General features: G+C 42.6%; 26 protein-coding genes and 1 tRNA gene. 17 read left to right on the top strand and 10 right to left on the bottom strand.

Features of this window, described 5'->3' with window-relative positions; translation table 11 throughout:
- Positions 1-77: 77 nt before the first annotated feature.
- Entirely contained in the window at positions 78-1718 is a 1641-nt protein-coding gene (locus ACEN82_RS25160) for an Ig-like domain-containing domain (protein WP_413320967.1), read from the top strand.
- Here ACEN82_RS25160 and ACEN82_RS25155 read toward each other — a convergent pair.
- Positions 1708-2220, bottom strand: a complete 513-nt coding sequence (locus tag ACEN82_RS25155) for a gamma carbonic anhydrase family protein (RefSeq protein WP_413320968.1) — start codon at positions 2218-2220, stop codon at positions 1708-1710. The two genes, ACEN82_RS25160 and ACEN82_RS25155, sit on opposite strands and share 11 nt — an antisense overlap.
- Before the next feature lie 84 nt (positions 2221-2304).
- On the opposite strand from ACEN82_RS25155, the gene ACEN82_RS25150 reads away from it, so the two are divergent.
- Positions 2305-2377 (top strand) — tRNA-Gly (locus ACEN82_RS25150).
- 71 nt (positions 2378-2448) lie between these two features.
- Here the strand turns inward: ACEN82_RS25150 and nadB are convergent.
- Positions 2449-4041 carry an L-aspartate oxidase gene (gene nadB / locus ACEN82_RS25145; protein WP_413320969.1) on the bottom strand — a complete coding sequence of 531 codons (1593 nt, stop codon included), beginning with the start codon at positions 4039-4041 and terminating at the stop codon, positions 2449-2451.
- 407 nt (positions 4042-4448) lie between these two features.
- Between nadB and nadA the strand changes: the two genes are divergently transcribed.
- From nadA to ACEN82_RS25130, 3 genes are all read left to right on the top strand, one after another.
- Positions 4449-5441 (top strand): quinolinate synthase NadA, encoded by a 993-nt coding sequence (nadA, locus tag ACEN82_RS25140; RefSeq protein WP_413320970.1) that lies wholly within the window; start codon positions 4449-4451, stop codon positions 5439-5441.
- 442 nt (positions 5442-5883) lie between these two features.
- The gene (thiL, locus tag ACEN82_RS25135) at positions 5884-6930 is read left to right on the top strand and encodes a thiamine-phosphate kinase (protein ID WP_188833756.1); all 1047 of its coding nucleotides are present in this window, start codon (positions 5884-5886) and stop codon (positions 6928-6930) included.
- Positions 6930-7370 carry a hypothetical protein gene (locus tag ACEN82_RS25130; protein WP_413320971.1) on the top strand — a complete coding sequence of 147 codons (441 nt, stop codon included), beginning with the start codon at positions 6930-6932 and terminating at the stop codon, positions 7368-7370. Before thiL ends, ACEN82_RS25130 begins: the two co-directional genes overlap by 1 nt.
- Positions 7371-7667: 297 nt before the next feature.
- Here the strand turns inward: ACEN82_RS25130 and ACEN82_RS25125 are convergent, their stop codons facing one another.
- From ACEN82_RS25125 to ACEN82_RS25115, 3 genes are all read right to left on the bottom strand, one after another.
- The gene (locus ACEN82_RS25125; protein ID WP_413320972.1) at positions 7668-9038 is read right to left on the bottom strand and encodes a DNA recombination protein RmuC; all 1371 of its coding nucleotides are present in this window, start codon (positions 9036-9038) and stop codon (positions 7668-7670) included.
- A gap of 78 nt (positions 9039-9116) precedes the next feature.
- Positions 9117-10544: a DUF4932 domain-containing protein gene (locus ACEN82_RS25120; protein ID WP_413320973.1), complete on the bottom strand. Its 1428-nt coding sequence runs from the start codon at positions 10542-10544 to the stop codon at positions 9117-9119.
- 103 nt (positions 10545-10647) lie between these two features.
- Complete coding sequence (locus ACEN82_RS25115; RefSeq protein WP_413320974.1) at positions 10648-10881, bottom strand: hypothetical protein; 234 nt, start codon at positions 10879-10881, stop codon at positions 10648-10650.
- Between the two features lie 96 nt (positions 10882-10977).
- Here ACEN82_RS25115 and ACEN82_RS25110 point away from each other — a divergent pair, with 96 nt between their 5' ends.
- Positions 10978-11358: a hypothetical protein gene (locus ACEN82_RS25110; RefSeq protein WP_413320975.1), complete on the top strand. Its 381-nt coding sequence runs from the start codon at positions 10978-10980 to the stop codon at positions 11356-11358.
- Between the two features lie 6 nt (positions 11359-11364).
- Here ACEN82_RS25110 and ACEN82_RS25105 read toward each other — a convergent pair whose 3' ends face one another.
- The 3 genes from ACEN82_RS25105 to ACEN82_RS25095 are packed head-to-tail and all read right to left on the bottom strand — an operon-like array spanning position 11365 to position 14488.
- Positions 11365-11847, bottom strand: a complete 483-nt coding sequence (locus ACEN82_RS25105; RefSeq protein WP_413320976.1) for a gliding motility lipoprotein GldH — start codon at positions 11845-11847, stop codon at positions 11365-11367.
- Entirely contained in the window at positions 11844-13340 is a 1497-nt protein-coding gene (gene ricT / locus ACEN82_RS25100; protein ID WP_413320977.1) for a regulatory iron-sulfur-containing complex subunit RicT, read from the bottom strand. The genes ACEN82_RS25105 and ricT overlap by 4 nt, the downstream gene beginning before the upstream one ends.
- 2 nt (positions 13341-13342) lie before the next feature.
- Positions 13343-14488 carry a DNA polymerase III subunit gene (locus tag ACEN82_RS25095; RefSeq protein WP_413320978.1) on the bottom strand — a complete coding sequence of 382 codons (1146 nt, stop codon included), beginning with the start codon at positions 14486-14488 and terminating at the stop codon, positions 13343-13345.
- A gap of 164 nt (positions 14489-14652) precedes the next feature.
- Here ACEN82_RS25095 and ruvX point away from each other — a divergent pair, with 164 nt between their 5' ends.
- Complete coding sequence (gene ruvX, locus ACEN82_RS25090; RefSeq protein WP_413320979.1) at positions 14653-15066, top strand: Holliday junction resolvase RuvX; 414 nt, start codon at positions 14653-14655, stop codon at positions 15064-15066.
- Between the two features lie 65 nt (positions 15067-15131).
- Here ruvX and ACEN82_RS25085 read toward each other — a convergent pair whose 3' ends face one another.
- Positions 15132-15551, bottom strand: coding sequence for a GxxExxY protein (locus ACEN82_RS25085; protein WP_413320980.1), 420 nt, complete (start codon positions 15549-15551; stop codon positions 15132-15134).
- 210 nt (positions 15552-15761) lie between these two features.
- Between ACEN82_RS25085 and ACEN82_RS25080 the strand changes: the two genes are divergently transcribed.
- The 10 genes from ACEN82_RS25080 to ACEN82_RS25035 all read left to right on the top strand — a co-directional run bounded on the left by ACEN82_RS25080 (position 15762) and on the right by ACEN82_RS25035 (position 26064).
- A complete protein-coding gene (locus ACEN82_RS25080) occupies positions 15762-16400 on the top strand; it encodes an O-methyltransferase (RefSeq protein WP_091174796.1) in 639 nt (212 codons plus the stop codon).
- A gap of 3 nt (positions 16401-16403) precedes the next feature.
- Positions 16404-16946: a glycoside hydrolase family 73 protein gene (locus tag ACEN82_RS25075; RefSeq protein WP_090532703.1), complete on the top strand. Its 543-nt coding sequence runs from the start codon at positions 16404-16406 to the stop codon at positions 16944-16946.
- A gap of 62 nt (positions 16947-17008) precedes the next feature.
- Positions 17009-17845: a glucosaminidase domain-containing protein gene (locus ACEN82_RS25070; protein ID WP_413320981.1), complete on the top strand. Its 837-nt coding sequence runs from the start codon at positions 17009-17011 to the stop codon at positions 17843-17845.
- Positions 17846-17970: 125 nt separating this feature from the next.
- Positions 17971-18780, top strand: coding sequence for a peptidase associated/transthyretin-like domain-containing protein (locus ACEN82_RS25065; protein ID WP_413320982.1), 810 nt, complete (start codon positions 17971-17973; stop codon positions 18778-18780).
- A 145-nt stretch (positions 18781-18925) separates the two neighbouring features.
- Positions 18926-19948, top strand: coding sequence for a DUF3078 domain-containing protein (locus ACEN82_RS25060; protein WP_413320983.1), 1023 nt, complete (start codon positions 18926-18928; stop codon positions 19946-19948).
- 150 nt (positions 19949-20098) lie between these two features.
- Complete coding sequence (gene ffh / locus ACEN82_RS25055) at positions 20099-21427, top strand: signal recognition particle protein (RefSeq protein ID WP_090532696.1); 1329 nt, start codon at positions 20099-20101, stop codon at positions 21425-21427.
- A gap of 96 nt (positions 21428-21523) precedes the next feature.
- Positions 21524-22270: a TonB family protein gene (locus ACEN82_RS25050; protein WP_413320984.1), complete on the top strand. Its 747-nt coding sequence runs from the start codon at positions 21524-21526 to the stop codon at positions 22268-22270.
- Positions 22271-22639: 369 nt separating this feature from the next.
- Positions 22640-23383, top strand: a complete 744-nt coding sequence (locus ACEN82_RS25045) for a hypothetical protein (RefSeq protein WP_413320985.1) — start codon at positions 22640-22642, stop codon at positions 23381-23383.
- Positions 23384-23462: 79 nt separating this feature from the next.
- Positions 23463-24386, top strand: coding sequence for a hypothetical protein (locus tag ACEN82_RS25040; protein WP_413320986.1), 924 nt, complete (start codon positions 23463-23465; stop codon positions 24384-24386).
- Positions 24387-24483: 97 nt separating this feature from the next.
- Positions 24484-26064 (top strand): M1 family metallopeptidase, encoded by a 1581-nt coding sequence (locus ACEN82_RS25035; protein WP_413320987.1) that lies wholly within the window; start codon positions 24484-24486, stop codon positions 26062-26064.
- A gap of 230 nt (positions 26065-26294) precedes the next feature.
- On the opposite strand, the gene ACEN82_RS25030 is transcribed toward ACEN82_RS25035, so the two are convergent.
- Positions 26295-26666 (bottom strand): response regulator, encoded by a 372-nt coding sequence (locus tag ACEN82_RS25030; RefSeq protein WP_090532688.1) that lies wholly within the window; start codon positions 26664-26666, stop codon positions 26295-26297.
- Between the last annotated feature and the right edge of the window lie 43 nt (positions 26667-26709).

Raw genomic sequence — 26709 nt, 5'->3', positions numbered from 1 at the left:
CTTTAAAATCAATTATTTTTAATTTTTAATAGTACTTCTCATAAAAACATAAAAATCGCTTATATCGCCTAAAAACTATGTTAAACACAAAAACGGCTATTTTTTACAAAAATTCAATACTGATTTTTATTGTTTTATTCATTTTTGGATGCGCAGCCCAACAACCACCGCAAGGAGGGCCGCGCGACCAGACCCCGCCCAAATTGGTGAAGGCAATTCCCGGAAATAAAACCAGGAATTTTGCCGCCAAACAAATCGACCTGGAATTTGACGAATTCATCAAACTCACTAATGCTTACCAGGAGATCAGCATGAGCCCGGCCATGGAGAAGCCACCCGAGTATTCATCAAACAAAAGAAAACTAAAAATTGAGTTTAAGGACAGCCTTCAAAAAAATACTACCTACGTTATCAATTTTGGAAAGTCAATACAAGATGTGAATGAAAGTAACATCCTTAAAAATTTCACATATGTTTTTTCTACCGGTAGCCACATCGATTCATTGAGCATCAGCGGTACGGTAACCAATACCCTCACCCAGGAAAAAGAGAAAGATGTATTGGTATTCATTTTCCCGGTGAAGCAGGACACACTCTTCGGAAAAAAGAAGCCGTCTATTTTTGCCCTCACCGATTCGTCAGGAAATTTCGCTTTGAATAATTTGAGGGAAGATGACTATCGCATCTATGCACTAAAAGAAGCAAGTCCGGATAAAATTTTTAACCGCGACGAAGAGCTGATCGCCTTCCTGAAAAAACCTATTCATCTCCGGGCGGATACTTCAAACGTCCAATTAAACTTATTCAAACAAGATCCTGAAAAATTCAGGGTATCCGAAAAACGCTTTGATACTGATGGTAAGCTATTATTGGTATTTAATAAAGGGCTAACACAGCCGGCTATCAAAGTAATTTATCCTGCCAATGTGGATGATAGAAAACAGGTATCGTTTTCACGTACAAAAGATACAGCATCTGTTTATCTGCGTAATATGAACTTCGACTCCCTGCGTGTGGCCATATTTGACAAGGGCAAGCCTATAGATACCATCTATCAGCTTAAACGTAAAAATGAAAGCTTTACACGTGTTGTAACAACAAGCTATAACATGGGTAATGACAGTAAATTAAAACCCGGCGGCAATTTGGTGATCACGGCAAGCATCCCTATCGAAAACTTCGAGCAATCGCAAATTACCTTAAACGAAGATTCTGTAGCTACAAGCGATTACACCATTCAAAAAGATACAGGCAACTATAAACTGCTCAATTTAAAATACCGGTGGCGGGAAAGCAGTAAATATGAACTGATACTTAATGAAGGTGCATTGACGGATATTTATGGCGATAAAAACAAACGCCTGTCTAAAAAATTCCAGATCAATAAGCTGGATAATTATAGCCAGCTCACAGTGAAGTTAACTGTACCTGATACCTCCAAGGCCTATGTGGTTGAGTTATTAAGTGAAGACAAAAAATTAATTCAAAGCGACCCTATTACCAAAAACACTTCATTGGTATATAAAGGGATCTTGGCCGCTAAATATTATGTTAGGATTATTTACGACGAGAATAAAAATGGCAAATGGGATAGCGGTAACGTACGATTAAAACGACAGCCCGAAAATATCTGGTTAAATGAAAAACTCATCACGTTGAGGCCAAACTGGGAAGCAGAAGAGCCGGTTACTATTCCGAAGGAAAAAGTTACTCCTTAAACCAGCCCGAATACATGATATAATTTTGAGGCAGCTGCTTCAATATAGCCCTTTGCTCATCAGTAAGGGGCTTTATTTTTTTTGCAGGGATGCCGGCATATAGATATCCAGATTCGCATATGGTGTTTTCCAGCACTACAGCGCCTGCAGCAATGATCACAAACTCATTTACAACCGCGTGATCCATCACAATTGCACCCATGCCCACCAATGTATGATCATGTAAAGTACAGCCGTGTACAAGCGCATTATGTCCTATAGAAACACTGCTACCAATGTTAGTTGGCGCTTTTAAGTAAGTAGCGTGGATCACAGCGCCATCCTGGATATTGGTATTATTGCCAATTTTGATGTAATGCACATCCCCCCTGATAACCGCATTAAACCAAACCGAGCAATTATCACCCATTACCACATCCCCTACTATAGTACAGTTTTCGGCAATAAAACAATCCTTACCCCAAACAGGGCTTTTATCTTTTACAGGAAGAACTAATGGCATAAGTTAATCGTTAAATTATAGTTTAAAAATCCGAAATCTAAATTCCGAATTCCGAAATTTTCTTTATGTTTGAATACAAAACAAGCGAAAATAGCTCAGTCGGTAGAGCGTCAGTTTCCCAAACTGAAGGCCGCGGGTTCGAATCCCGTTTTTCGCTCAACCCCTCCCAAACCCTCCCCGGTTGGGAGGGCTTTAAAAGTCTCCCCTACCGGGGGAGATTTAGAGGGGCTAAAACACCGTATCCTGCACCTGGTCAGCATGCTCAGGATAATCAGTAGTATAATGTAATCCCCTGCTTTCTTTACGCAACATAGCCGATTTTACGACAATAAATGATACCTGGATCAGGTTACGCAGCTCGCAAAGTTTAACCGATAGCTTAGTTTTCTTATAGAAATCTTCAGTTTCCTCGTATAATAATTTTAACCTCCGCAGAGCCCTGTCCAGCCTGAAATCGGAACGAACGATACCAACGTAGTCATTCATCAGCTTCTGCATTTCGCGTACGTTGTGGGTAACCAGGATATCTTCGTTTGACAGCTGCACGCCCTTCTCATCCCAATCCGGGATATTATCGGGTATTACATTATTTTCGAAATTCTTAATTGCGTCTTCGTAGATCCTGTGTGCAAAAACCAACGCCTCTAATAAAGAATTTGAAGCCAGGCGATTAGCGCCATGCAGGCCTGTTGATGAGCATTCGCCGCAGGCATACAACCTTAATATAGACGACTGCCCAACATGATCAACCATTATACCGCCGCACATATAATGACAAGCCGGTGCAACGGGAATCATATCTTTGGTCATATCGATACCAATCTCCAGGCATTTAGCATAAATATTAGGAAAATGGTTCAGGATATCTTTTTTACTGCGATGCCTTACATCTAAATAAACAAAATCTTCACCCGATTTTTTGATCTCGGCATCAATAGCCCTTGCCGTTATATCACGGGGTGCTAAGGATTTACGCTCATCATACTCGTGCATAAACTCCTCGCCATTAGTGCGCTTTAACACGCCGCCAAAACCGCGTACAGCTTCGGATATGAGAAAAGAAGGATACTCGCCGGGATTATACAAAGCTGTTGGATGGAATTGCATGAACTCCATATTACGTACTTTACCTTTAGCACGATAAACCATGGCAATACCATCACCGGTAGCGATGGTTGGATTTGTAGTAACCGCGTAAATATGCCCGGCACCACCAGCAGCCATTACCGTAACTTTAGATAAGATCTTCTCTACAATCTTAGTTTCGGTATTAAACGCATAAATCCCGAAACAGGTAATATCAGTACTTGATTTACCTACCAGCTCGCCCAAATGGTGCTGCGTAATTAAATCAACCGCAAAATAATGTGTAAGTATCTCAATATTAGGGTTTTTATGAATTTCCTCTAAAAGTGAACGCTCTATCTCCCAGCCAGTTACATCTTTGTAATGTAACACACGAAACTCGGAGTGCCCCCCCTCTTTAGCCAGGTCATAAACACCCTCGTTTGTCTTATCGAAATTAGTTCCGTAATCAATAATTTCATTGATGCGCTCGGGCCCTTCTTTAACAACTGCTTCAACAACTTCGCGGTCGCAAAGCCCGTCCCCACTTATTAAGGTATCCTGGATATGCTTTTCAAAAGAATCTTCTTTTTTATCCACAACCACCGCAACACCCCCCTGGGCATATTTGGTGTTGGATTCGTCTTCGTTAGATTTTGTAACTATCAGTACCTTACCATGCTTCGCGGCTTTGAGCGCAAAACTTAATCCGGCTATCCCTGAACCCACTACAAGGAAATCAACATTTCGGGTCATATTTTAGATGAATGTGTGTAAAAGTAGTACTAATGTTAATAACAGCTGTATAACCTGTTAAGTTTATGTAAACAAAAAGTGAAAAATAGTTTACAGTGTGTATAACTCCCTTTCTCAGGTCGAATATCAATATTTTTTGAGCGACTTTTACGACGCTTTAGTCATAAAGCTAACATTTTGTCAACCCTGAAAATATTAACATAAAACTTTTTTAAATAAAAATTGATTGTCATACCTATCTAAAAATCAGCGCTATTTTTAGTGTAAAAATGTGTATAAGTGTTAATAAATTGTGAAAACTAACTTTTAAAACAAAAATTACTCCGACTTTTGCACATTACCAACACCCTAATAAACAATAGTTCTTTTTAATTTAAAAATTAGTTGTTATTAATTGAATTGTGGAAATGAATACCTTCGAAGAAATAAATCTGAAAGGATACGTGGATGAAGAAATTGATCCGACGCTTGATCTTTTCGCGGAAATTGAAAAATTAAAAAAGCAAAAAAATGCGGTGATCCTGGCGCACTATTACCAGGACGGCGATATCCAGGATATTGCCGATTACATTGGCGATAGTTTGGGATTATCTCAACAAGCCGCCAAAACGGATGCCGATATCATTGTTTTTGCAGGCGTACATTTCATGGCCGAAACTGCGAAGATCCTGTCGCCAACCAAGAAGGTTTTACTGCCGGATATGAAGGCAGGTTGTTCATTAGCAGATAGTTGTCCGCCACACTTGTTTAAAAAGTTTAAGGAAAACTATCCCGATCACCTGGTGATCACTTATGTAAACTGTACGGCTGAATTGAAAGCTTTAACCGACATTGTTTGTACATCAAGCAACGCTGTGCAAATTGTGGAGAGCTTACCGAAGGATCAGAAGATCATTTTCGGACCTGATAAAAACCTTGGCGCGTATGTAGCCAAAAAAACCGGCCGCGACCTGGTATTGTGGAATGGGGCCTGTATGGTTCATGAGATATTTTCGAGAGAAAAGATCACCAAACTGAAAGAACGTCACCCGGGTGCTAAGCTGTTGGCGCATCCTGAATGTGAGGATATTATACTGGAAATGGCCGATTATGTTGGTTCAACAACCGGAATTTTAAAATATGCCGGCAGCCACCAGGACAAGGAATTTATCGTAGCAACAGAATCGGGTATTTTACACCAGATGCAAAAGGAAAACCCGGATAAAATATTTATTCCGGCACCACCAAATAATAACTGCGCATGCAACGATTGCCCGCACATGAAGCGTAATACCCTGGAAAAGTTATACCTGTGTTTGAAAAATGAAACGCCTGAGGTAACTGTACCACAGCATATCATTGAAAAAGCAGTAAAACCGATTGAGCGCATGCTTGAGATTTCGGCACAGCTGGGATTGTAGTTCTTTGGGATTACACCGATGACCTTTGATTTCACCGATTTTTTGATCGGTTGGATGGCCTTGATCGGGAAGTTATAAACCGGGGAATTGTGGAAAACCGGGAGCTATAAAATTGAAGGTATTTTTAGTGTAAAAGAGCCTTCTTGCTTGTAAAAAGGCTAAAAATCGTAAACAATTTTTCCGCCAAAGGCGGATATAAGGTATAAAGGTTGCGGCCCGAGAAATTGGGTTATCCACATTATTGTTAAGAAGTATAAAAGCTAAAGGGAAATTCGAGTATATATATTTGTCGTCCGTTTTTGGAGGTGAGAAATTTTTGGTGTGTATAGGCCCTAAAATTGTAAAAAAATTTTCCCGCCTTCGGCGGAAGATGTGAAACCGGGTTGCGGCCCGAAAAATAAAATCGGTGAAATAAAAGGTCATCGGTGAAATCGCAAAAACTATGTTTGAAAATCAGGATAGAACCAATTTAGAGGAGCTTGGCGAATTTGGCCTTATCGGTCACCTTACAAAAAATATTAAGCTTACTAACGAAAGCTCAAAAAAAGGAGTCGGCGATGACGCGGCCGTACTTGATTTCGCCGGTAAAAAAGTGCTGGTGAGTACCGATATGCTGTTGGAAGGGATCCATTTTGATTTGGCGTACACGCCGCTTAAGCATTTGGGCTATAAAGCGATACAGGTAAACCTGAGCGACATTTACGCGATGAATGGAATAGCGTCGCAGGTTACTGTGTCTATCGGCATGTCGAGCAAATTTCCGCTCGAAGCCATTGAGGAGCTTTACCAGGGGATTTATATCGCCTGTGAAAAATATAACGTGGATTTGATCGGCGGAGATACAACATCGTCAAAACAGGGACTGGTGATCAGCGTAACTTCTATTGGCTACGCCGATGAAGCTGACATTGTGTACCGTAACGGTGCCGAAGAAGGCGACCTGATTTGTGTATCCGGAGATTTGGGAGGTGCTTATACCGGCCTGCAACTGCTGGAGCGCGAAAAGCTGATCTACCTGGAAAATCCTAATATCCAGCCGGACCTTGAAGGAAAAGATTACATTGTTGAGCGTCAGTTGAAGCCCGAAGCCCGCCGGGATGTGGTGGAATTGCTGAAAAGCATTGAGGTAAAACCAACCGCTATGATCGATGTATCCGACGGTTTGGCTTCCGAATTATTACACATCTGCAAGCAAAGCAACAAAGGTTGTAACTTGTACGAAGAGAAGATCCCGCTCGACCCGATGACGTTTGAAACAGCCCGTGAATTTAACCTCGATCCTACTATTTGTGCGCTCAGCGGTGGTGAAGATTATGAATTGTTGTTCACCGTGAAGCAGGCCGATTATGACAAGATCAAATTTAAAATGGATATCAGTATTATTGGCTATATCACCGAGGCTTCGGCCGGCTGTAACCTGATCACCAAAAGCGGTACTGTACACGAATTGAAAGCCCAGGGCTGGAACGCGTTTAAAAAAGCCGAGTAATGCTGCAAAATATTTTCGATAAATTTTACCTTAACAATCATCCCGATGGGAAACCGCCCGGGGCTTTTGTGAAGGGAATTTTATTGCTTTACCTGGGCTTGCTGATCCAAACGTTAAATAATTACCTGGACGGTTTCAATTTTTCGGCTATCCTGTTTGTATTTTTTGCCGTAGGCTTTCTGATTTTTGTAACGGGCGAAGGAAAAAAATGGGCAAGGATCATCCTTTCAGTTTTGATATTGCTGAATGTGTTTTTCCTGGGATCATCATTGTTATACAGTTTTGGAATTTTGCATGATAGTTCGGCTCCCAAAAAAGCTATAGAAATGCCGGTTTATCTCATCATTTTAACCATTGCCGAGGTTGTTGTTGAACTATGGGGATGGGCGCTGATGTTTACCAAAGAGGCCGATTGGTGGTTTGAAAGGAAGAATAGTTAAAAAATAGTAGCCACCGCTCGGCTCCAGCCGGGTGGTAACTATCAAACGGCCTCTGGCCGCCGTAAATAAGCATGGCGAAAACAGGCCAGAGGCCTGGGAATAGCGGTCACTCGGCTGGAGCCGAGCGGCGGCGGCGGAAAGACATAATTAAGAAATGTCATTGCGAGCGATAGCGTGGCAATCTCGTAGCTGTGCTGTCCAGAATGCAAATCCGTCCTGTATGGCGACGAGATTGCCGCGTCGCTCCTCAACTAAAACCCTTTGCTGCTCCTCGCAATGACATGATTTTTTAACTACTTACTCTTCCCCAATATATTTTTGATCTATTTGCTTATCCGCTTTAGCGCCCAATTTTTTGATCTTTTCGGCGGTAGTAGTCAGGTTGCCCCTACCCTCTGATAATTTATTGATAGCATTATTATAAGCCGATTGCGTTTGGTTGATATTTTTGCCAATGCTATCCATATCACTCAGAAAACCAACAAACTTATCATACATATCGCCGCTTAAACGGGCTATTTCCAATACGTTACGGTTTTGGCGTTCCTGTTTCCACATGCTGGCGATGGTACGCAGGGTAGCCAGCAAAGTCGACGGACTAACAATCACCACTTTCCTGTCCCAGGCATAATTAAACAGTTCGCCATCCAGTTGTACGGCAATGCTGAAAGACGATTCTATCGGCACAAAAAGCAGCACAAAATCGGGCGAATTGATCTTATACAAATCGTGATACTTTTTGGCTGAGAGACCGGCAACATGCCCGCGGATAGATTCCACATGGGCTTTGGCAAATAGCTTGCGGTCATCCTCGGTATCGGCATTAACCAGTTTTTCGTACGCAATCAATGAAACTTTAGAATCGATAATCAGGTGCTTTTCATCGGGCAGATCGATGATTACGTCGGGTTGATATCTTGTACCGTCGGTGGCCTGCATGGCAGTCTGGATGCGGTATTCCTGGTCTCTGACGAGGCCTGAGCGTTCCAGTACCCGCTCCAAAATTACCTCGCCCCAGTTGCCTTGTTTTTTGTTATCCCCTTTAAGCGCTTTGGTTAGGTTTTGAGCTTCATCACTGATCTGTTTATTCAAGTCCATCAGCTGGGTGATCACGCCTTTTAGCGTATTCCGCTCGGCCGCTTCCATGTTGTAAACTTTCTCTACTTTATCTTCAAAAGCCTTCAGGTTTTCCTTTAATGGGTTAAGGATAACATCTAAATTGCTGCGGTTGATATCGGTAAATTCCTTCGATTTTTCTTTAAGCAGTTTTTCGGCCACATTTTCAAATTCCCGCTGAAATTGGGTGCGGATCTGCTCTATTTCGGCCTTTTGCTCCTGCAGTTTCTCCTGCTGTGATTTATAGTAGGCCCGGGTACTTTCTAACGATTGATTGGCTTGGGCCAGCTGGGTGCGCTCGTATAAAAGCTCGTCAATAAGACGGTTCTTTTCTTCTTTTAAAAAGCTGGTAATGCTTTCTTTTTCAGCAGCTAAGCCGTTAGATTTTTCTTCGGCTTTGGCTAATAAAATTTTAAGCTGATCATGCTCATACCGGAGTTTGCTCAACTCATCAGCGGAGATCAGCTCAACTGCTTTTGGTTTTTTAAGGAATAAAAAAACGGCAATCAGCAGGATGATCAGGGATACAATTACTAATATAATACCAGTCATTTATTGATAAAAATATTAGTAAAGTAAAGCATAAATTTTTATAAATACTAATAAAGTTAATCAGGAGAGGCAAGTGAATTAAGGGATGGGATTATTTTCTGTTTTAAAATTCAGGATATAGTTTTGTACAGCATAGCCATCGCTTGCCCGCATCATACCGCCGGCAATATTTATCTGGTATTCGGTATTGGGCTTCAGGCTAACTTTCATAATAATGCTTTTGTTATCATTAGCAAAGGTAAATTTTGCCGACTTAGGATAATGATCTATACCCTTGGCTCCCAGGCCAAAAAAGTACTTTATGCCATCCAATTTTTTATCAAAATCAAATATAATTTCAGTTGTGTTGGCTCTTATCGTAGTATCGCCGTTTTTGAAAGGCCTTACTGCTATTACCCGGGCACAATGTTGCTGATAGTCGCCATCGTAAAAACTGATATTTGGCGCCAATTTATTGTAAAAGAAGACAATAGCAGGCATAAAGCTTTCAAGTGTAGGATAAGTTTTTCTGTTTGATTGATATTTACCAAGTAAATTAACCAATGGCCGCATCCAAACAAAACCTCTGGCCAATTGCTGCTTAAGCTCTTGTTCGGCCACCAATGTATCGGTATTATGGGTTTTCAGGTAACTGACTACTGATCCTCTTACTAAAGCTTCGTTCATCATTGTTTTCCACTCGCCATAAGCTTGTTTTCGCATTTTTGTGCGCTCCTTTTCGTAAATAAGCGCACCAGCATCTCTCAATTGGTTTTCATAATTATCGGTAAGATAATTGATAAAAGAGTGGTTAAGCTCGTGGATCAATGTAGGCAGATAAGATGCCGCGTCATAAGTAGGTGAGCCTTGCTCATCAAAAGTACCAGAACCAATAATTGCGTATACTTTTTTGGTATGATCGTTTAAATAAACATGTGGTCCATAGTTTCCTCCGCCATTTCCAAATCCTATGATGATATTGAAATTTTCGGCCGGCGCTTTACCATAAAATTTATAATACCAGGATACATCCAGCTTTTCAAACAGGACATTAAAACGGCTTTCGGCTATAGCATAATCAGCTAAATGGGCATGGAAAAACCCATCGAAGTCAGTGTCTTTATAAAATTGCTTTAATAGGGCAGTGAATTTTACAGCGCTTTCCAGGGTCCACCTTTTGTCTGGTAAAGAGATTGAAAAAGGTACTAATGGTTCGAATGCCGGTGGTTCATTTAAGTGAACGGCCATTGACATAACAGCATCGTAGCTAACGCCGCTGCTGTCCCTCAGTTCCCGGGCGTATTTAATGAGCGGATGGTCAATAAATTTATCAAAATGCTTATGAATATCCGCAACGTATTTAACATTGTCAGGTGTATTGTATTCTTCGTTACCCGCTAAACGGAAAACAATGCTCAGCAATTCTACACGTTTATCAATTCGGGGCGTTGCTATAGTATTATTAGTTTGGGCTGATAACACTAAGGGAAAAAAGATGATAAGAAAAGATAGGTTTAGGTATTTCATTTAATAAAAAAGTTAAAGGCAACAAAAAGCAAACTCCTGAAGGTAGACTGATCAGCGAATTCTTAGTTTAATCATGAACAAAAGAAATAGTGATCAGCCGGTATTAATGCACCGGATGCACAGCCGAATCAGTATCGGCACCAAGTGTAGTGGTGTCTGCTGAATTAGTTGTAGTGTCGGTGTTTCGGGCTGTTGAAGTTTTTGTTGAATCGGCAGGGCCGCTGTGGCCTTGGGTCGCGCTGGTATCGTTTTGGCGGTTCGGGCTTTTATCCGAGCTGTGGCATGAAGTAAAGGCTATTCCGGCGGTTATAAAAAGTAGAAAGATGATTTTTTTCATGGTTGATGTTTACGGCCTAATGGTAATAATATGATCGGTTTAGTATTGTAATTTTGTTCGGTGGTATAAATTAAGCATATTCACAAATAAAAAACAATGATGAAGCAACTGATTTATGGGATATTGATAAGCTTGCTGTTTGCCTCGTGCTCAAAAAAGAGCACAGATCAACCACCGCAGCCCCACACTATAAAAGTTACGGTAAGCGGAGCAGATGCCTTTAATGTTTCATTATCCGAATATAAAACAACGGATAGCAGCCCTAAAATAGTTGATGCGAAAGCTGTTGCAAAAGGATCATCATACAACTATACTGCTACATTGAATCAAAACGACCAGGTAACCCTGGTTGTTGCATCAGACGTTAGCAATACCGTAACTTACAGAATTTACGACAATGATAAAATAGTTGTACAGGATACCGACAGGGAAGTGTTGACGCATGGCTCGGTTACTGTTACGTATGATATCCCGTAGTATAAATTATTGGGCCTTCTCCACCCTTAAACCCACATCACTGATCTCATGAAGCGGGTTATCGCGCATGTTTTGTTCTATCTGAAAACGGTAAACGCCTTTTGTGGGGAAATGATAATCTTTACGCAAAAGCACCTGGTAGCTGTAAAGGTTACCTGACCCCTTGCCCAGCCATTCGCCATCAGGATTGGCCAACTTTACTTCGAAACGCGTGGTATGCATTTTTTTATCGGGCGAGATTTGATTAACCAATACAAATATGTTGGAGTATTTATAGTTGCCCGTAACCCGTAAATTAAGGTATTGGTTATAGGCAACTTTTTCATCATCAATTTTAACATCAAAGTTTACGCGGTTAACGTACGACCAGTTATGATCGGCAATTTCGGTGTTGGTATCAATGATCCTGTTAGGATCGGTACAGGAACCGGCAAACAGGGTTACCAATAACAATACTGCCGGGTAAATGATATTTAAAGCCCGTTTCATTCAGGTTTTGCCTGTTGATTATTGTTGTTATTATTATTCCGGTTTGGGCGGTTTGGCCTGCGGCGCCTGTTGTTATTACCGCTTCCTTCACCCTGTGGCTTTCCTTCGCCTTGTGGCCTCGGTTCACCCTGTGGTCTCGGTTCTCTTTGAAGTTTGGCTTCGCCCTGAGGCCGGCCCTCTCCCTGCGGTCTGTTTTGCTGCGGAGGCCTGTTACCCTGGGGCCTGTTATTGTTTTGCGGCTGGCGGTTTCCTTCAGGACGTGGCTGCTGTGCCGGTTTTTCCTGCTGATTACCCGATCCCTGCTGAGGTTGCTGATTGGCCAGTTTGCCCTCGGCTTGCGCCTGGCCCCCGGGTTTCTGGTTTTTATTGCGGTTTTTGTTCTTCTTTTTATTGTTGTTGCGTCGTTCGTCGAGGCGGGTAAGACTATCCTGGCCAACCACGTTTTCGTAATCGAGCGCTTTTGCCGCAGGTGTTTCAACTTCAACAATTTCGCCAAGGTCTTCAGGGATCACACCATCTTTATTCTGCTGCTGAATCTCTTTAACCTTTTTTATTGGCAACGGAACCCATGATTCTTCTCCCGGGTAGCTAAACCACATTATTTTTTTAAAGATGTCGGTTTTTTGCAGGCGGGCATCCCCTTTTTGGGTTTTAAGGGTGTTTACATTATCAGGGATGTATTTTAAGGCATCCATGTAAGTATCCAGCTCGTAGTTAAGGCAGCATTTCAGCTTACCGCACTGGCCGGCCAGTTTCAGCGTATTTAACGAAAGGTTTTGATAGCGGGCTGCCGAAGTAGATACGGTTTTAAAATCGGTAAGCCATGTTGAGCAGCAAAGCTCGCGGCCGCATGAACCTATGCCGCCTAAGCGGCTTGCTTCCTGCCTCATGCCAATCTGCCTCATCTCAATACGGATGCGGAAAGTTTCGGCCATTTTTTTGATCAGTTCCCTGAAATCAACGCGGCCTTCGGCCGTATAATAAAATGTAGCCTTGGTTTTATCGCCCTGGTAATCCACATCGCTCAGCTTCATGCTCAGGTTAAGGTCAAGCGCCAGCTTGCGCGATTTGTGCATGGTTTCCCATTCCATATCCTTGGCAGCTTTCCATTTGTCAACATCGGCAACGGTAGCTTTTCGGTAGATCTTTTTTACAACATCAGCTTCCTTTACATGGCGTTTTACCATTTGCATGCGCACCAGTTCGCCGGTAAGCGAAACATGGCCAATATCGTAGCCACCAGTGGTTGCTTCAACAGCCACCAGTTCGCCGGCTTCGAGGTAAATATTATCGTTGTTTAAATAAAACTCCTTGCGCGAGCCTTTAAACTTAACTTCAATAACCTGGAACGGCTTATAGTTAGTAGGCATGTCCATGTGGGCAAGCCAATCGTAAACATCTAATTTGCTGCAACCATTAGTAAGGCAACTGCCGTTACTTTTGCAGCCCGCAGGTGAACATCCGCCACCTGTTGAGCAACTTCCACATCCCATAATTAACTTGGCATATATTGATTCCCCGCAGGGACATTTTTATTTATTAGTATTTTAATAATTTGTAAAGATACATCTAAAAATAAGATTTTGGGATTAGCGTTGCGCTCCACATGATAATGTGCTTTTTCCAGCTCATCAATAATCATTTGCGATTTGCCTATACTCAATACACCGCTCATTTTTTGAGCCGTATCCAGTTCCTTTGCCGGTAAATGTACCAGGCTACCCGCCCCGGCAATGAGTAAACAGCACTCGCGGATAAAGCTGGTACCGTAACGCAAAAAGTTTTTTTGGTTTTCGCGCCCCATTTTGGCAAACTGCTCCACAAAAGCCATCACCTCTATGCCTTTATTGCCAAAGCAATAGCGCAGCCATTGTACAAACAGCTCATGGTAGCTTTTGCTATCCTGTTGCAGCATGGCCAGTGCTTCGGTCATGTTGCCATTGCTCAGGTAGGCAATTTCGGCAGCCGCTTCCTCGGTTTGGTGATGGGTATTTATTAAATGTGCCTTAATTTCATCGTACTCCAAAGCTGGTATTTTAACCAGCTGCGTACGGGATAATATGGTGTTCAGGATTTGATCCTGGTTTTGGGCAACTAATAAAAACAGTGTATTAGGCTGCGGTTCTTCAATAATTTTAAGCAGGGCGTTGCCTTCTTTGTCGAGGTATTCGGGCAGCCAGAGGATCAGGATCTTATATTCCGATTCAAAAGGCTTAAAGCTTAGTTTTTTAATGATCTGGTGACATTCGGCAATATTGATATTGGCCTGTTTGTTTTCGGCATCCAGGTATCCGCGCCATATGTCCAGGCTTAAATATGGGTTAGCCGTTAAAGCGCCGCGCCATTGCTCAATAAAAGTAAGCGCTGTATCATCTTTATGTTTTGCAAAGAAAGGGTAAGAAAAATGAAGATCGGGATGCATCAGTTTCTGGTACTTCCGGCAGGAGGAACATACACCGCATGAGTCACCGGGCTGCTTGTCTTCGCAGGAAAGGTACTGGGCATAGGCAACAGCAAGCGCCAGGCTGCCCGATCCTTCGGGGCCTAAAAATAATTGCGCATGGCTTACCCGGTTCTCGCTCACCGTGTTAAGTAAACGTTGCTTAGTTGCTTCCTGTCCTACTATTTCTTTAAACTGCATTTGGTGCAAAATAGTAATTTGATTTTAGATGTGAGATATGAGATGTGAGATTTGAGACAGGAATGGCATAGCAGAGCGTCCTTACTTGATGGAAAGTAAAGAGTGACTATCGTCATATTCAAAAAATCTCACATCTCATATCTCACATCTCATATCTTTACCAAATGAGAGTAATGGCATTCGACTACGGAACCAAGCGCATCGGCATTGCGGTTACCGACCCTTTGCAGATCATCGCAACCGGGCTTGATAACATCCACCCCAATAATATCATCGAGTTTTTAAAAAAATATCTGCAAGCAGAACAAGTGGAGCGGTTCATCGTAGGCGAACCAAAGCAGATGGACAACACCCCCTCGCAATCGGCCATTCATGTAAAAGGGTTTGTAAACCTGTTAAAGAAAACTTTCCCCGAAATCCCTATCGAAATGGTTGATGAACGCTTTACCTCAAAAATGGCATCAGCAACTATCGCCCAAAGCGGCATGAACAAGAAGAACCGTCAGAATAAGGAGTTGGTGGATACGATATCGGCGGTGATTTTACTGCAGAGTTGGATGGACCGTAGATTATTTTGATGGCGTTGATTTCGCTGATTTGTCTACCTCTTAGTTAATGATTTTTTTTGATTGCTCGTGACTTTTTATGATTTGTTTTGCTGTCGTGCAAGTTTATATTCGTTGGTAATGCGTTTAAACTCTAAGCTTTTGGATCCGAAATTAATAAGAAGTCCGGTTTCGAGTTTGTAAGCTTCGAGATAGTTTAATACCTGAGCGAGATGAATATCTTCAAGTTTGGATACAGCTTTGAGTTCTACCATAACTTTTTGATCTATTAAAAAATCAACGCGCCTTCTGCCTACCTCTATTTCATCATAAAAGATAACCATTTCAAGCTCCCGGGAAAACAGCAACCCTTGTTTGTGCAGTTCGATCTCCAAACTTCGCTGGTAAATAGCTTCCTGAAAACCGTTACCTAAGGTTGAATGAACTTTCATTGCACAACCAATAATTTTACCGGTAAGCTCAGAGTGTTTATAGGCATTATTAATTAGATCTTTCATTTGATAAGGTTATGCTATAAAACTATTAAAATCAGAGAAAAATCAGGCAAAAAAATTATTCTTCAAGCGAAAGGCAAATCAGCGAAATCAACATAATCAATAAGAATCAACGATTCTGGTAGTAATAAATCATTCTAAAAATCAATAACTTACAAAATAAATCAACGAAATCAGCGTAATCATTCCCATCAACGGTGTATCTTTGCCCCCATGGATATTCTCCCTAATGCCTTATTGGCTTACTTAGATGACCATTGCGACCCGGAGCCGGAGGTGCTTAAAAAGCTCAACCGCGAAACGCATATCAAGGTGTTAAAACCTAACATGCTATCGGGGCATTACCAGGGCAGGCTGCTTAGTTTTTTAAGCAAAATGGTGCAGCCTAAACGCATCCTGGAGATAGGTACCTATACAGGCTACTCGGCTATTTGCCTGGCCGAGGGTTTGGCCGACGACGGCATCCTCCATACCATCGAAGTTAACCGCGAAATGGAGGAGATCATCACTTCACATCTTAAACTAACAAATGTTGAAAACAAAATAAAGCTGCATTTTGGGCAGGCAGAGGCCGTTATTGCTGATTTACAGGAGGATGTTTTTGATTTGGTGTTTATAGATGCCGATAAAAAGAATAATTATACTTACTTTCAATTAGTTTTTGACAAAGTCAGATCCGGAGGATTAATAATAATTGATAACGTTTTGTGGAAAGGAAAGGTGTACGGCACCGAAAAAGATGCCGATACTGAAGGAATCCGCAAACTAAATGACCAGATAGCTGTTGATAGCAGGATAGAAAAATTGATCCTGCCGGTACGCGACGGGCTGCTGGTTATCAGAAAAAAATAAATTATGAAGAAAATCTTACTGATTACAACACTGTTGATTTCAACATTAGCTGCTTCAGCACAGAAAAATACCTCACAATCTTACATTGAAAAGTTCAAAGATGATGCCATTAAGATCATGCACGAAACCGGGATCCCGGCAAGCATCGTTTTAGGTGTAGCCATGCATGAATCGGGTTGCGGCAACAGCACCATAGCACAAAACCTTAATAACCAGTTTGGAGTAAAAGGTTACAATACCGTAGTTTATACCAAACACAACAAAAAAGTTCGTACCTCTTATAAAAGATACGATTCGGTTTTTGATTCGTTTCAGGACTTTGCACGTATCATGACCGAGCGCAAGCAGTTTAGCCACCTGGCCGACGCGCTTACCCATTATGATTATAAAGGATGGGCAAAAGGTATTCAGCGTGCCGGTTATGCCGGTAGCCGCAAATGGGCATCGCAGGTTTTGGGTATCATTAACAGGTATAACCTCAATGACCTGGATGAAAATCCGGCAAACCAAACGCAATTGGCCGACGCAACAACTAAACAGCAATAATTACGTTTATAAAATCTTAATTTGGCCCCTGGTTATATGCCACATAATAAGATTTAAGCCTCATGCGAAAAACCATATACCTGTTCATTGCTGTAGTTTGCCTCAATTCATGCTCTGCCCGCAAAAAAACCACTACAGTATCAAACCGCGATGCGAAACGCAATAACAGCAATATCCAAAAGGCCAATAAGGATGCTATTGCCAATTACCGGTCGTACAATTCGTTAGAATATATTGACCGTTTTAAGGCCATTGCCATCCAGGAAATGAACCAGTATGGTATCCCGGCCAGTATCACCCTGGCGCAGGGCTTGTTTGAATCGGGCGCGGGCAATAGTGACCTGGCCAAATATGCCAACAATCACTTCGGCATAAAATGCACCAGCGACTGGACCGGCAAAAGCTATTATAAGGATGACGATAACGTGAATGATTGCTTCCGCGTTTATGATAATCCGGAGGATTCCTTTCGTGACCACTCGGCGTTTTTAAAACGTAAAAATTACGCTAAACTTTTTGAGCTGAATAAGAACGATTATGAAGGCTGGGCTTATGGGTTGAAAAAGGCAGGTTATGCCACTAATCCTAAATATCCGCAGTTGCTGATCAATATTATTGTAAAATATAACCTCGATCAGTATGACCGCCCCGAAGGCGAGATTGCTAAAATTAAACGGGAAGACCGTGTATTATCGCAGATCAACGATAGCATTGGTAAACCCGTTCAGGATACCCTTTCTAAAACCCCGCCCGACGATAAGATCTACACCGTAAAACAGGGCGATACACTATACAACATATCCAAACGTTTTGGAATAACTGTTGATGACCTGAAAGCGTTAAACAGTATGAGCGACAATGGCATTAAAATTGGCCAGAAGCTTGTGGTTGTTAAGTGAGAAACAGAGGCAAGACAGCAAGAGTCAGGAGCCAGGACAGAAAGAAATGACCTCTAAATCTATCTTGATTCTTGACTCCTGATATCTTGGCTCCCTCCCCCAAAGGTTAATTGTTGTTAAATTGTATGATCGCCCGCTGTACAACACGTATTTTTGCCCCCGCAATGAAATTGTGGATGCTCCTGATATGTTTTGCCCTGCCCGCGGCAACGGCTTTTGCCCAGCAAAAGACCGTGGATGGGGTTGTGTTTGATAAAGACAGCAAAGACCGCATTGCCAAAGTTAATGTACAGAACATCACCACCGGCAAATCTATTTACAATACTTTTAAAGGTGAATTCAAGATAGAAGCCCAGCCGGGCGATGTGCTTGTTTTTACAAAATCAGATCATCATCCTGATACTTTGAAAGTGCAAGGCGGCGAATCACTTGCCGTTTATATGAAGCGCACAGCCATACAGCTTAAAGAAGTTATCGTGCGTGATACCCTGCTTAACCCGCAAAAACGGCTGGCTGCAACCAAAAACGATTATACCAAAATCTTCGGCCCGCTTAATAATAAGGACCTGCTGAGCTTTGGTCCTGGTGGCGCTGGTTTAAGTATTGATGCTATTTACAATGCGTTAAGCCGCAGCGGCCGCAATGCTGCCCACCTGCGCGAAACTATTGAGAAAGACTATCAGCAAAGTGTTATTGACTATCGTTTTAACCGAACTTATGTTGGCGCCATAACCAATTTAAAAGATCAGCAGCTTACCGACTTCATGCTGCGGTACCGCCCCGGTTATTACCTGGTAAAAACCGCCAGCGACTATGAGTTTATAGCCTCCATCAAAACCAACCTCAATCGTTTTTTAAAGTATAAAAAACGCCCTTATTCCCTTACCCCGCTTGTTACACCCGAAGATAGCAAGAAGGATCTTGGCCGTGAATAAGGCAGATAAACCTTAATACAAGTTCATTTTAATATCCGGAAATTCCAATATTTTTGCCCAAAAGTCGTTTGCCAGACTAAACCCTGAAGCAACATTTTTGTTTATTGTAGGTAAAAAAGGAGATTTTTGCTTTAATTTGTTTACTATGTTAAAAACGAAACCGGGATTACTAATACTCGCATTATCAGTCACGTGCGTTTTATCAGCAAAAGCACAAACAGATACTCTGAAAAAAGATAGTGTTAAAATAGACACTGCGGTACTTAATAAATACCGGATAAATTCCCGCAAAAACGCCATCCCCACACGGGTTCGCCCCATACAGATCCAGCGCGAAATGGTACCTGTTACCATGCTCGATTATAAAGTAAACTACTGGAAAAAAGTAATCACATTCGGCCTGAACTTTAGCCAGTCGGCATTTAGCAGCAATTATGCGGCGGGTGGCGTAAGCGCGGTGGCATTGGGTTCAAATTTTATTTATCATACCGAATATAACAAAGCGCCTTTCAGTTATGTGTCCGAGCTTAACCTTACTTACGGCGTATCAAAAAATAAAGGACAGGGCAAACGTAAAACGCAGGACCGTATTTATTTTGATAATAAAGTAGCTTCGCAATTATCAAAAAGCTGGTACTTTTTCGGCGCATTAACCTTCGAGTCGCAGTTTGATAAAGGGTTTAATTATGTCGATCAAGGCAATGGCAAGTTCGATCAGCAGTATATTTCAAACTTTATGTCGCCGGGTTATCTTACCGAATCGGTCGGTTTTGAGTATAAGCCAAAGAGTTGGTTCGATTTGCGTTTGGGTACCGGTACCGCACGACAAACTTTTGTACTTGATCACACCATCCATAAATATCAAAAAGATAACTACGGCGTGGATACATTAAAAACAGTGAAGAATGATTTGGCGTTCCAGGTTGTGGCGTTGCTGGATAAAGATATAGCCAAAAACATTCACTTAAATACCCGTTACGCGTTATTTATCCCTTATGCCCAATCGCCAAAATTTATTACCCACCGTGTTGATTTGACGCTAACAGCCAAGGTGAACAGGTTAATTAGTGCAACGGTAAACGGAACGCTGTTGTATGATAAACATACATCCGATAGCGCCCAGGGCTATGAAGGCATTGGGTTGGGAATGCTGTACCGGTTCCCGTAGTACAGTCTTGAACAAATAATACAATTGAACCGGCCTTATTAAAAACAGGGCCGGCTTTATTTTGGAATAAACAATGGGATGAGACAAGTTAATATAGTTCAAAATCATACCTTTGTATCCTTATAAAAAAGATTAAAGTTTTTTAATATAATGTTTGAAAATCTTTCGGATAAACTCGACAGGGCGTTCAAGGTCCTGAAGGGTCAGGGAACTATTACTGAAATAAACGTGGCCGAAACCATGAAGGAGATCCGCAAGGCCCTTCTTGATGCCGACGTTAACTATAAAACCGCCAAAGCATTTACCGATGATGTGAGGCAAAAAGCGCTTGGTAATAATGTATTAACATCCATTTCGCCGGGTCAGTTGCTTACCAAGCTCATGAACGATGAGCTTACCGCGTTGATGGGCGGTACCACAGCCGATCTGAATTTTCCGGCTACGCCTACCATCATCCTTATTGCCGGCTTGAACGGTGCTGGTAAAACAACCTTCACCGGTAAGCTTGCCAATTACTTAAAAACACAACGCAATAAAAAACCATTACTGGTTGCTGATGATATTTACCGTCCGGCGGCTATTGATCAGCTGGAGGTTTTAGGCCAGCAGATAGGTATCCCTGTTTATGCCAATCGCGACTCGAAAGACCCAGTTGCTATTGCCCGCGAAGGGATAGCCCAGGCTAAGCAGAACGGTAATAACGTGGTGATTATTGACACCGCCGGCCGTTTAGCTATTGACGAGGCCATGATGGTGGAGATTGAGCAGGTAAAAGATGCCGTAAAACCGCACGAGATCCTGTTTGTGGTTGACTCCATGACCGGCCAGGATGCTGTGAATACCGCCAAAGTGTTTAACGACCGCTTGGACTTTACCGGTGTGGTATTAACCAAGCTGGATGGTGACACCCGCGGTGGTGCGGCCCTTTCGATCAAATCGGTTGTTAATAAGCCTATCAAGTTTATTGGTACCGGCGAAAAGATGGAAGCGCTTGACGTTTTCCACCCCGATCGTATGGCATCAAGGATCCTGGGCATGGGCGACGTGGTGTCGTTGGTTGAACGCGCTCAGCAGCAGTTTGACGAGAAAGAGGCAGCCGAGCTACAGAAGAAGATCCGCAAAAACAAGTTCGACTTTAACGACTTTTACGGCCAGATCCAGCAGATCAAGAAAATGGGTAACATGAAAGATCTGATGGGCATGATACCCGGCGTGGGCAAAATGATGAAGGATGTTGAGGTTGATGATAATGCGTTTAAAGCTATTGAAGCTATTATCCAATCGATGACCCCGTTTGAAAAAGCTAACCCTGAAACCATTAATCAAAGCCGCCGTAACCGCATAGCCAAAGGTTCGGGCACCGATTTACAGGAAGTTAACCGCCTCATGAAGCAGTTTGATGATATGAAGAAAGTGATGAAGCAAATGAGCAATCCCGCTGCTATGGCCAACATGATGCGCAGGATGCCTAAAATGTAATTATTTTCCTTTGCTGATAAAAAGAGGCAAAGCTATTGGCTTTAGGTTAATGGCGTTGCCTCTTTTTGTTTAATATCAAAAAGCTATATTTATGCTATGAAAAAACCGACCTTATTACTGATCTCGCTGTTGTCAATCTCCCGGATCTTTGCGCAAACCACCAAACAAACCCATACCAACGAAGAACTGGGCATTTGGGAAAAATACGAAGTATTAAAAGCCGATAAGCAGCGCAAAGAAGGTAAATATACAGCAAGTGACCTTCATGGAAACGATGTAATTTGTGAAGGCTTCTATAAAAATAATTTAAGGGACAGCTTATGGACCTATTATGGTTTTAGGGGGCAAATAGCCGAAAAAGGGCGGTATAAGGATGGTAAGAAGACGGGGGTTTGGACAGCGTTTAATCATCAGGGTGAACTACAAATCAAATACGACTATACAAATAATAAGTTTGAATTTTTTAAACCCATCCCACAAGATGTTAATAAGGCGTTTAATATTATAAGCGGCAATAGTACCATAAAAACGGTGCTTGATCGCCCGCCGGTTTATCTGGATGGAGAGGCTCGGTTTTCAAGGCCCTTAATTAGTATCAGGTACCCCTCCCAGGCAAGAGAAGCCTCCATACCTATACAAGGAACTGTAATTATTACTTTCACTGTGAGCGATAAGGGAGAAATATCAAATTACCGGGTAAAAAATTCAATAGGCTCCGGTTGTGATGAAGAAGCGATGAGGGCCGTTAAATGTATTGATGGCGATTGGCTGCCGGGGCTATTAAATGGTAAACCGGTAACCGTGGAATATGATGTGCCTATCACCTTTTCGGTGGGAAATTAAAGAGATCAGCAGGTTGTTTCATTATAACAAGATGTGGCATAAAGCGCTAACAGACACATAATAATATTAAGGACAAGTGACTCCGGCCATGGCCAACATGATGCGCCGGGTACCTCATGTTGTAATGCTTGGTATACCAGGCAAAAATAACGTCTCTTGCTAAAAGCAAGGGGCGTTATTTTTTGCCCCTTTGCTGACGAACAAAATAAACATGTGTATAATTTATTATACACAATTTCACACTTTTTGGAGGCGGAAGTCATTAAAATGTCATTTACTGTGCAATGGCACTTACTTTGATTTACTACAGCGAACAGATGAGGGCTTAAGTTTACCCCCCTCACATATTAATGAACTAAAAAACTAATCATGAAAAATCTAATTAAACCCGTTTTATTGACCGCTGCATTATTTGCTTTTAAAGTTGGCTCGGCCCAGGTTAATCTTGGAGCAACTACCGCTACTAAAATAGCTACGCGGGTAGCTACGCCAACTGTGAATGCTGCATCAATAGCGCAAAAAGCGGTTAACACAACCTCAACCGTAACCAACCAGGCTGCAACACAGGCTCAAAATGTAGCAGCGCGGACAGCCGCTCAAACTCAGGCTGCCACCAACCAGGCCACAACAGGCGTTGCCGCCAGTGAGGCCGCCAATGTTAACAGCAACGTTGCCTCAACCGTAAATGCTACCGCAGGTACAACAGCTGCACAGGCCGGTGTTAGCAGCAATACCTCAGCCGCAGGTACTGTGAACGCAACCGGAGTAACAGCAACAGGCGAAAAAGCATTAACCACGACCGAAGGTGTTGCCGCTAACACTACCGAAAAAGTAAGCAGCAATGCTGCCGCTTTAAGGGCTGGCGCTACAACAACAACAGGTAAAACTGCAGTGGCCGCGGGTAATAGCGCCGATGCTGTTAGCAAAAATGTGAGTGTTACCTCGTCTGGCAACCTGAACAGCACAGGTAACGTGGCAGCGGGCTCTAAAAAGCTAAATGCCGGGTTCTCAAATAGCAGCGCTTCCAGTACTGCTGTAAAGGCGGGAAAGAAAAGCGTTATTGTTAAAACTTCGGGTAAGGGTTCAGCCAAACTGAGCGCTGCCAAACAGTAATAGTATTTACATATATTAAATCAAAAAGGCCGGTACCGGCCTTTTTGATTATCCGCACTTTTTTTATTCAACATTAACCATGAAAAAACTTAAACTTATCCTGCTGCTGGCTTTGGCCGGCCCTGCGGTTTATGCCCAGAAAAAACCTGATACCGCGGCAAAAACAAAAGAATTGTTTGTAAATGCGGGTTTGCAATATCTTTCAAACCTTACCTATGCCGGCCGGCGCGATGAAAGCAGTGTTCCGGTGCTTCTTCCCTCGGTTACATTAGTTAGCAAGCAGGGTTTTTTTGTAAGCGCTATCGGCTATTTTGATCTTAATGGCTCCAAATCAGGCACCGAAGGACTTAGCGTTACACCGGGCTATGTTTTCGCGTTTGATGCAAAACGGTATTACGGAGGCAATGTATCGGCCACCAAATATTTTATCACCAAAAGCAGTCCCATTATACTTTCTTCATTTAATGCCACGCTCGACGGGCAGTTGTATGTCAATCCGGATGATATTGTAAAATTTACCGCGGGCATCAGCTACAGGTTTAATAAAAATAACAGCAACGACGTTGTGAATACGGCCGAATTATCAAAAGAAATTTTTGCCCTGAAAACAGGCGCGGATAAAAAAGGCGGGCTAAAAGTTACTCCTACCGCCACGCTTTATGCCGGTACACAATCTTTCTACCAAACTTATTATACCGAATCGCAGGTTACCCGCTCGATAGAGCAGCCCCAGCAGCAAACACCTATTAATATCCTGTTTCCCAGCCAGCCAAAGCAAACTATTATAACGCAAACGGTAACGAAGCAAAACCAGCGCGAGGTAAGGCAATATAAGCTGCTTGCTTTCAGCGGATCGTTGCCTTTAACCTATGCTATTAACAAGTGGCAAATCCTCTTTACGCCGTACCTCATCAAGCCATTTAACCAGGTTGATTATGTAAAAAACACCAAAATGAACGGACTTTACTTTTTGTTCACCACAGGGGTTAATGTAACGTTTTAGCAATGTAAAAATGTGATAAACCATATGGCCGGGAAAGGCGGATAACAGCTTGTTTTTATTAGCTTTGTTGCAGTACAAAACAAACTGAACCAAGGCTATGCGCAGGATATTTTTTGTTCTTTTATTGTTACCGGCCCTGTTTACGATGCCGGCATTTGCCCAGGTTCCAGGGGCGCAGATTGATGTTAAACATTATACGTTTGATATTAAACTTAATGACGCCGATAATAATATAGAGGGAAAGGCCACGGTTTCGGTAAGGTTTTTGAACGGCGCGGAAGGGTTTAACCTGGACCTGGTGAAAAAGAATGCTGAGGGTAAAGGCATGCTGGTATCGGCAGTAACCGAAAACGGGAAGCCGGTAAAGTTTACCCAGGATGGCGAACAGCTAAAGATCAATACCCGGGCCTATAAAGGTAACACCCGCGATTATACGATAAGTTATAGCGGCATCCCGGCTGATGGGTTGATCATCTCGACCAACGCATTCGGGCACCGCACGTTTTTTGGTGATAACTGGCCTAACCGGGCCCATAACTGGCTGCCCTGCGTTGATAATATTGCCGACAAAGCCACGATTGATTTTATTGTAACCGCGCCCGATCATTACCAGGTGGTATCAAACGGCCTGCAAACCGAAGAAAAGCAACTCGACGGAAAGCTTAAATTAACCCATTGGGTTGAAGCCGTTGCGCTGCCTACCAAAGTAATGGTTATAGGCGTAGCTGAGTTTGCAGTTGACCGCCCCGGTGATGTTAACGGAATCCCAGTTTTTACCTATGTTTTTCCGGAAAGTAAAGAGGTTGGGTTTAAAAGCTATGCTGTAGCTAAAAATATTCTCCCCTACTTTATAAAAAATGTTGGCCCTTACAGCTACGAAAAATTGGCCAATGTGCAATCGAAAACCATTTTTGGCGGCATGGAAAATGCCAGTGCCATATTCTACTTTGAAGAATCGGTTAAAAGCCCGGACATAGAAGAACTAATGGCGCATGAAATTGCCCACCAGTGGTTTGGCGATGGCGCCAGCGAGAAAAGCTTTGGCCACCTTTGGTTAAGTGAAGGCTTTGCTACTTATATGACCAATCTTTATCTCGAAAATAAATACGGGGCCGATACCTTAAAAACACGCCTTATCGGCCAGCGTAAAAAAGTGCTGGATTTTGAAAAAGAGCGTTTAACGCCCGTGGTTGATACCGCTGTTAAAACAAAATTTATGCAGCTGCTTAATGCCAATAGTTACGAAAAAGGCGGTTGGGTGCTGCACATGCTGCGGCGCAAACTGGGCGATGATGTTTTTTGGAAAGGAGTAAGAAACTATTATTCAAAATACCAGGGCAGCAATGCCAATACCGATGATTTGAGGCGGGTAATGGAACAAACCAGCGGCAAGGACCTGAAACAGTTTTTTACGCAATGGCTGCGCAACGCCGGGCACCCAAATTTGGCGGTTAGCTGGAAGTATAATGAAAAGGATGGTTACGTTACCATAAATGTAACCCAAAACCAGGCCTATGTTTACAATTTGCCGCTGGAGGTGTCGGTTGACGGGCAGCTGTTAACTGTGCCGGTAAAAGAGAAATCGACAACCGCCCGTTTCCGGGTAAAAGCCAAGCCTGCAGATGTTAAGGTGGACCCGAATATAAACCTGCTGGCATCGTTTGAGGAAAAAAGATAGAAGCGTTTTAAAGGGGGCTGTCATTGTTTTTGTTCCTCTTTTTTTGTTATAGATACTTATAAATTAAATACAATTTTTGATCGGTATGGTAAATATGGGCGTTGCCTGCGGCCCGTGTTATACGCTCATACTGCACTGGCATTAGTCACAAGGCCGGTATCCGCTCCTATCACTAACGCAGCCCCCTGCACTATCCGCAAGATAAATTTATGGTATAGTAGCTATCCCTCCTACGCCGCTATCACCCTGTTGATCACCTTTTCCAGGTCTTCAAGGTCAAATGGTTTGGCTAAATAGCTTTGGGCGCCGGCATGATTGGCCAGGATCTGGATATCGCTGTTTGCCGAAAAATAAATTACCGGTATTTCTTTAAGCCCTTCGGTTTTTTTGAGGGTTTGCGTGGCAATGATCCCGCCCGAATCGGGGATCCAGTTATCCATCATGATCACATCTGGCAAAATGCCCGAAACCTTTTCAACAATGTTATTGCAGTCGCTAAATGTGTGCACTTCCCACCCTTGTTCCTCCAAAATATAACTGCAAATAGAAAGGATGTCCTCGTCGTCATCAAATATGACAATTTTTTTAGATGGAGTATTCATTGGATAGTTGTACGTGAATTTATAGAAATCATTTCATAAAAAC

It is taken from the genome of Mucilaginibacter sp. Mucisp73 (genome assembly GCF_059491465.1).
Note: the sequence above shows the minus strand (reverse complement) of the source record. Positions and strands in the feature narration are given on the sequence as shown.

Excerpts from the sequence above, each read along its gene's own strand:
- ACEN82_RS25095 (WP_413320978.1), bottom strand. The coding sequence starts at position 14,488 with ATGCAGTTTAAAGAAATAGTAGGACAGGAAGCAACTAAGCAACGTTTA.
- ACEN82_RS25045 (WP_413320985.1), top strand. The coding sequence starts at position 22,640 with ATGAAAAATCTAATTAAACCCGTTTTATTGACCGCTGCATTATTTGCT.
- ACEN82_RS25160 (WP_413320967.1), top strand. The coding sequence starts at position 78 with ATGTTAAACACAAAAACGGCTATTTTTTACAAAAATTCAATACTGATT.
- ACEN82_RS25075 (WP_090532703.1), top strand. The coding sequence starts at position 16,404 with ATGAAGAAAATCTTACTGATTACAACACTGTTGATTTCAACATTAGCT.
- ACEN82_RS25030 (WP_090532688.1), bottom strand. The coding sequence starts at position 26,666 with ATGAATACTCCATCTAAAAAAATTGTCATATTTGATGACGACGAGGAC.
- ACEN82_RS25040 (WP_413320986.1), top strand. The coding sequence starts at position 23,463 with ATGAAAAAACTTAAACTTATCCTGCTGCTGGCTTTGGCCGGCCCTGCG.
- ruvX (WP_413320979.1), top strand. The coding sequence starts at position 14,653 with ATGAGAGTAATGGCATTCGACTACGGAACCAAGCGCATCGGCATTGCG.
- ACEN82_RS25115 (WP_413320974.1), bottom strand. The coding sequence starts at position 10,881 with ATGAAAAAAATCATCTTTCTACTTTTTATAACCGCCGGAATAGCCTTT.
- ACEN82_RS25035 (WP_413320987.1), top strand. The coding sequence starts at position 24,484 with ATGCGCAGGATATTTTTTGTTCTTTTATTGTTACCGGCCCTGTTTACG.
- ffh (WP_090532696.1), top strand. The coding sequence starts at position 20,099 with ATGTTTGAAAATCTTTCGGATAAACTCGACAGGGCGTTCAAGGTCCTG.
- ACEN82_RS25155 (WP_413320968.1), bottom strand. The coding sequence starts at position 2,220 with ATGCCATTAGTTCTTCCTGTAAAAGATAAAAGCCCTGTTTGGGGTAAG.
- ACEN82_RS25050 (WP_413320984.1), top strand. The coding sequence starts at position 21,524 with ATGAAAAAACCGACCTTATTACTGATCTCGCTGTTGTCAATCTCCCGG.
- ACEN82_RS25105 (WP_413320976.1), bottom strand. The coding sequence starts at position 11,847 with ATGAAACGGGCTTTAAATATCATTTACCCGGCAGTATTGTTATTGGTA.
- nadB (WP_413320969.1), bottom strand. The coding sequence starts at position 4,041 with ATGACCCGAAATGTTGATTTCCTTGTAGTGGGTTCAGGGATAGCCGGA.
- ACEN82_RS25125 (WP_413320972.1), bottom strand. The coding sequence starts at position 9,038 with ATGACTGGTATTATATTAGTAATTGTATCCCTGATCATCCTGCTGATT.
- ACEN82_RS25130 (WP_413320971.1), top strand. The coding sequence starts at position 6,930 with ATGCTGCAAAATATTTTCGATAAATTTTACCTTAACAATCATCCCGAT.
- ACEN82_RS25085 (WP_413320980.1), bottom strand. The coding sequence starts at position 15,551 with ATGAAAGATCTAATTAATAATGCCTATAAACACTCTGAGCTTACCGGT.
- ACEN82_RS25060 (WP_413320983.1), top strand. The coding sequence starts at position 18,926 with ATGTTAAAAACGAAACCGGGATTACTAATACTCGCATTATCAGTCACG.
- nadA (WP_413320970.1), top strand. The coding sequence starts at position 4,449 with ATGAATACCTTCGAAGAAATAAATCTGAAAGGATACGTGGATGAAGAA.
- ACEN82_RS25070 (WP_413320981.1), top strand. The coding sequence starts at position 17,009 with ATGCGAAAAACCATATACCTGTTCATTGCTGTAGTTTGCCTCAATTCA.
- ricT (WP_413320977.1), bottom strand. The coding sequence starts at position 13,340 with ATGGGATGTGGAAGTTGCTCAACAGGTGGCGGATGTTCACCTGCGGGC.
- ACEN82_RS25110 (WP_413320975.1), top strand. The coding sequence starts at position 10,978 with ATGATGAAGCAACTGATTTATGGGATATTGATAAGCTTGCTGTTTGCC.
- thiL (WP_188833756.1), top strand. The coding sequence starts at position 5,884 with ATGTTTGAAAATCAGGATAGAACCAATTTAGAGGAGCTTGGCGAATTT.
- ACEN82_RS25120 (WP_413320973.1), bottom strand. The coding sequence starts at position 10,544 with ATGAAATACCTAAACCTATCTTTTCTTATCATCTTTTTTCCCTTAGTG.
- ACEN82_RS25080 (WP_091174796.1), top strand. The coding sequence starts at position 15,762 with ATGGATATTCTCCCTAATGCCTTATTGGCTTACTTAGATGACCATTGC.
- ACEN82_RS25065 (WP_413320982.1), top strand. The coding sequence starts at position 17,971 with ATGATCGCCCGCTGTACAACACGTATTTTTGCCCCCGCAATGAAATTG.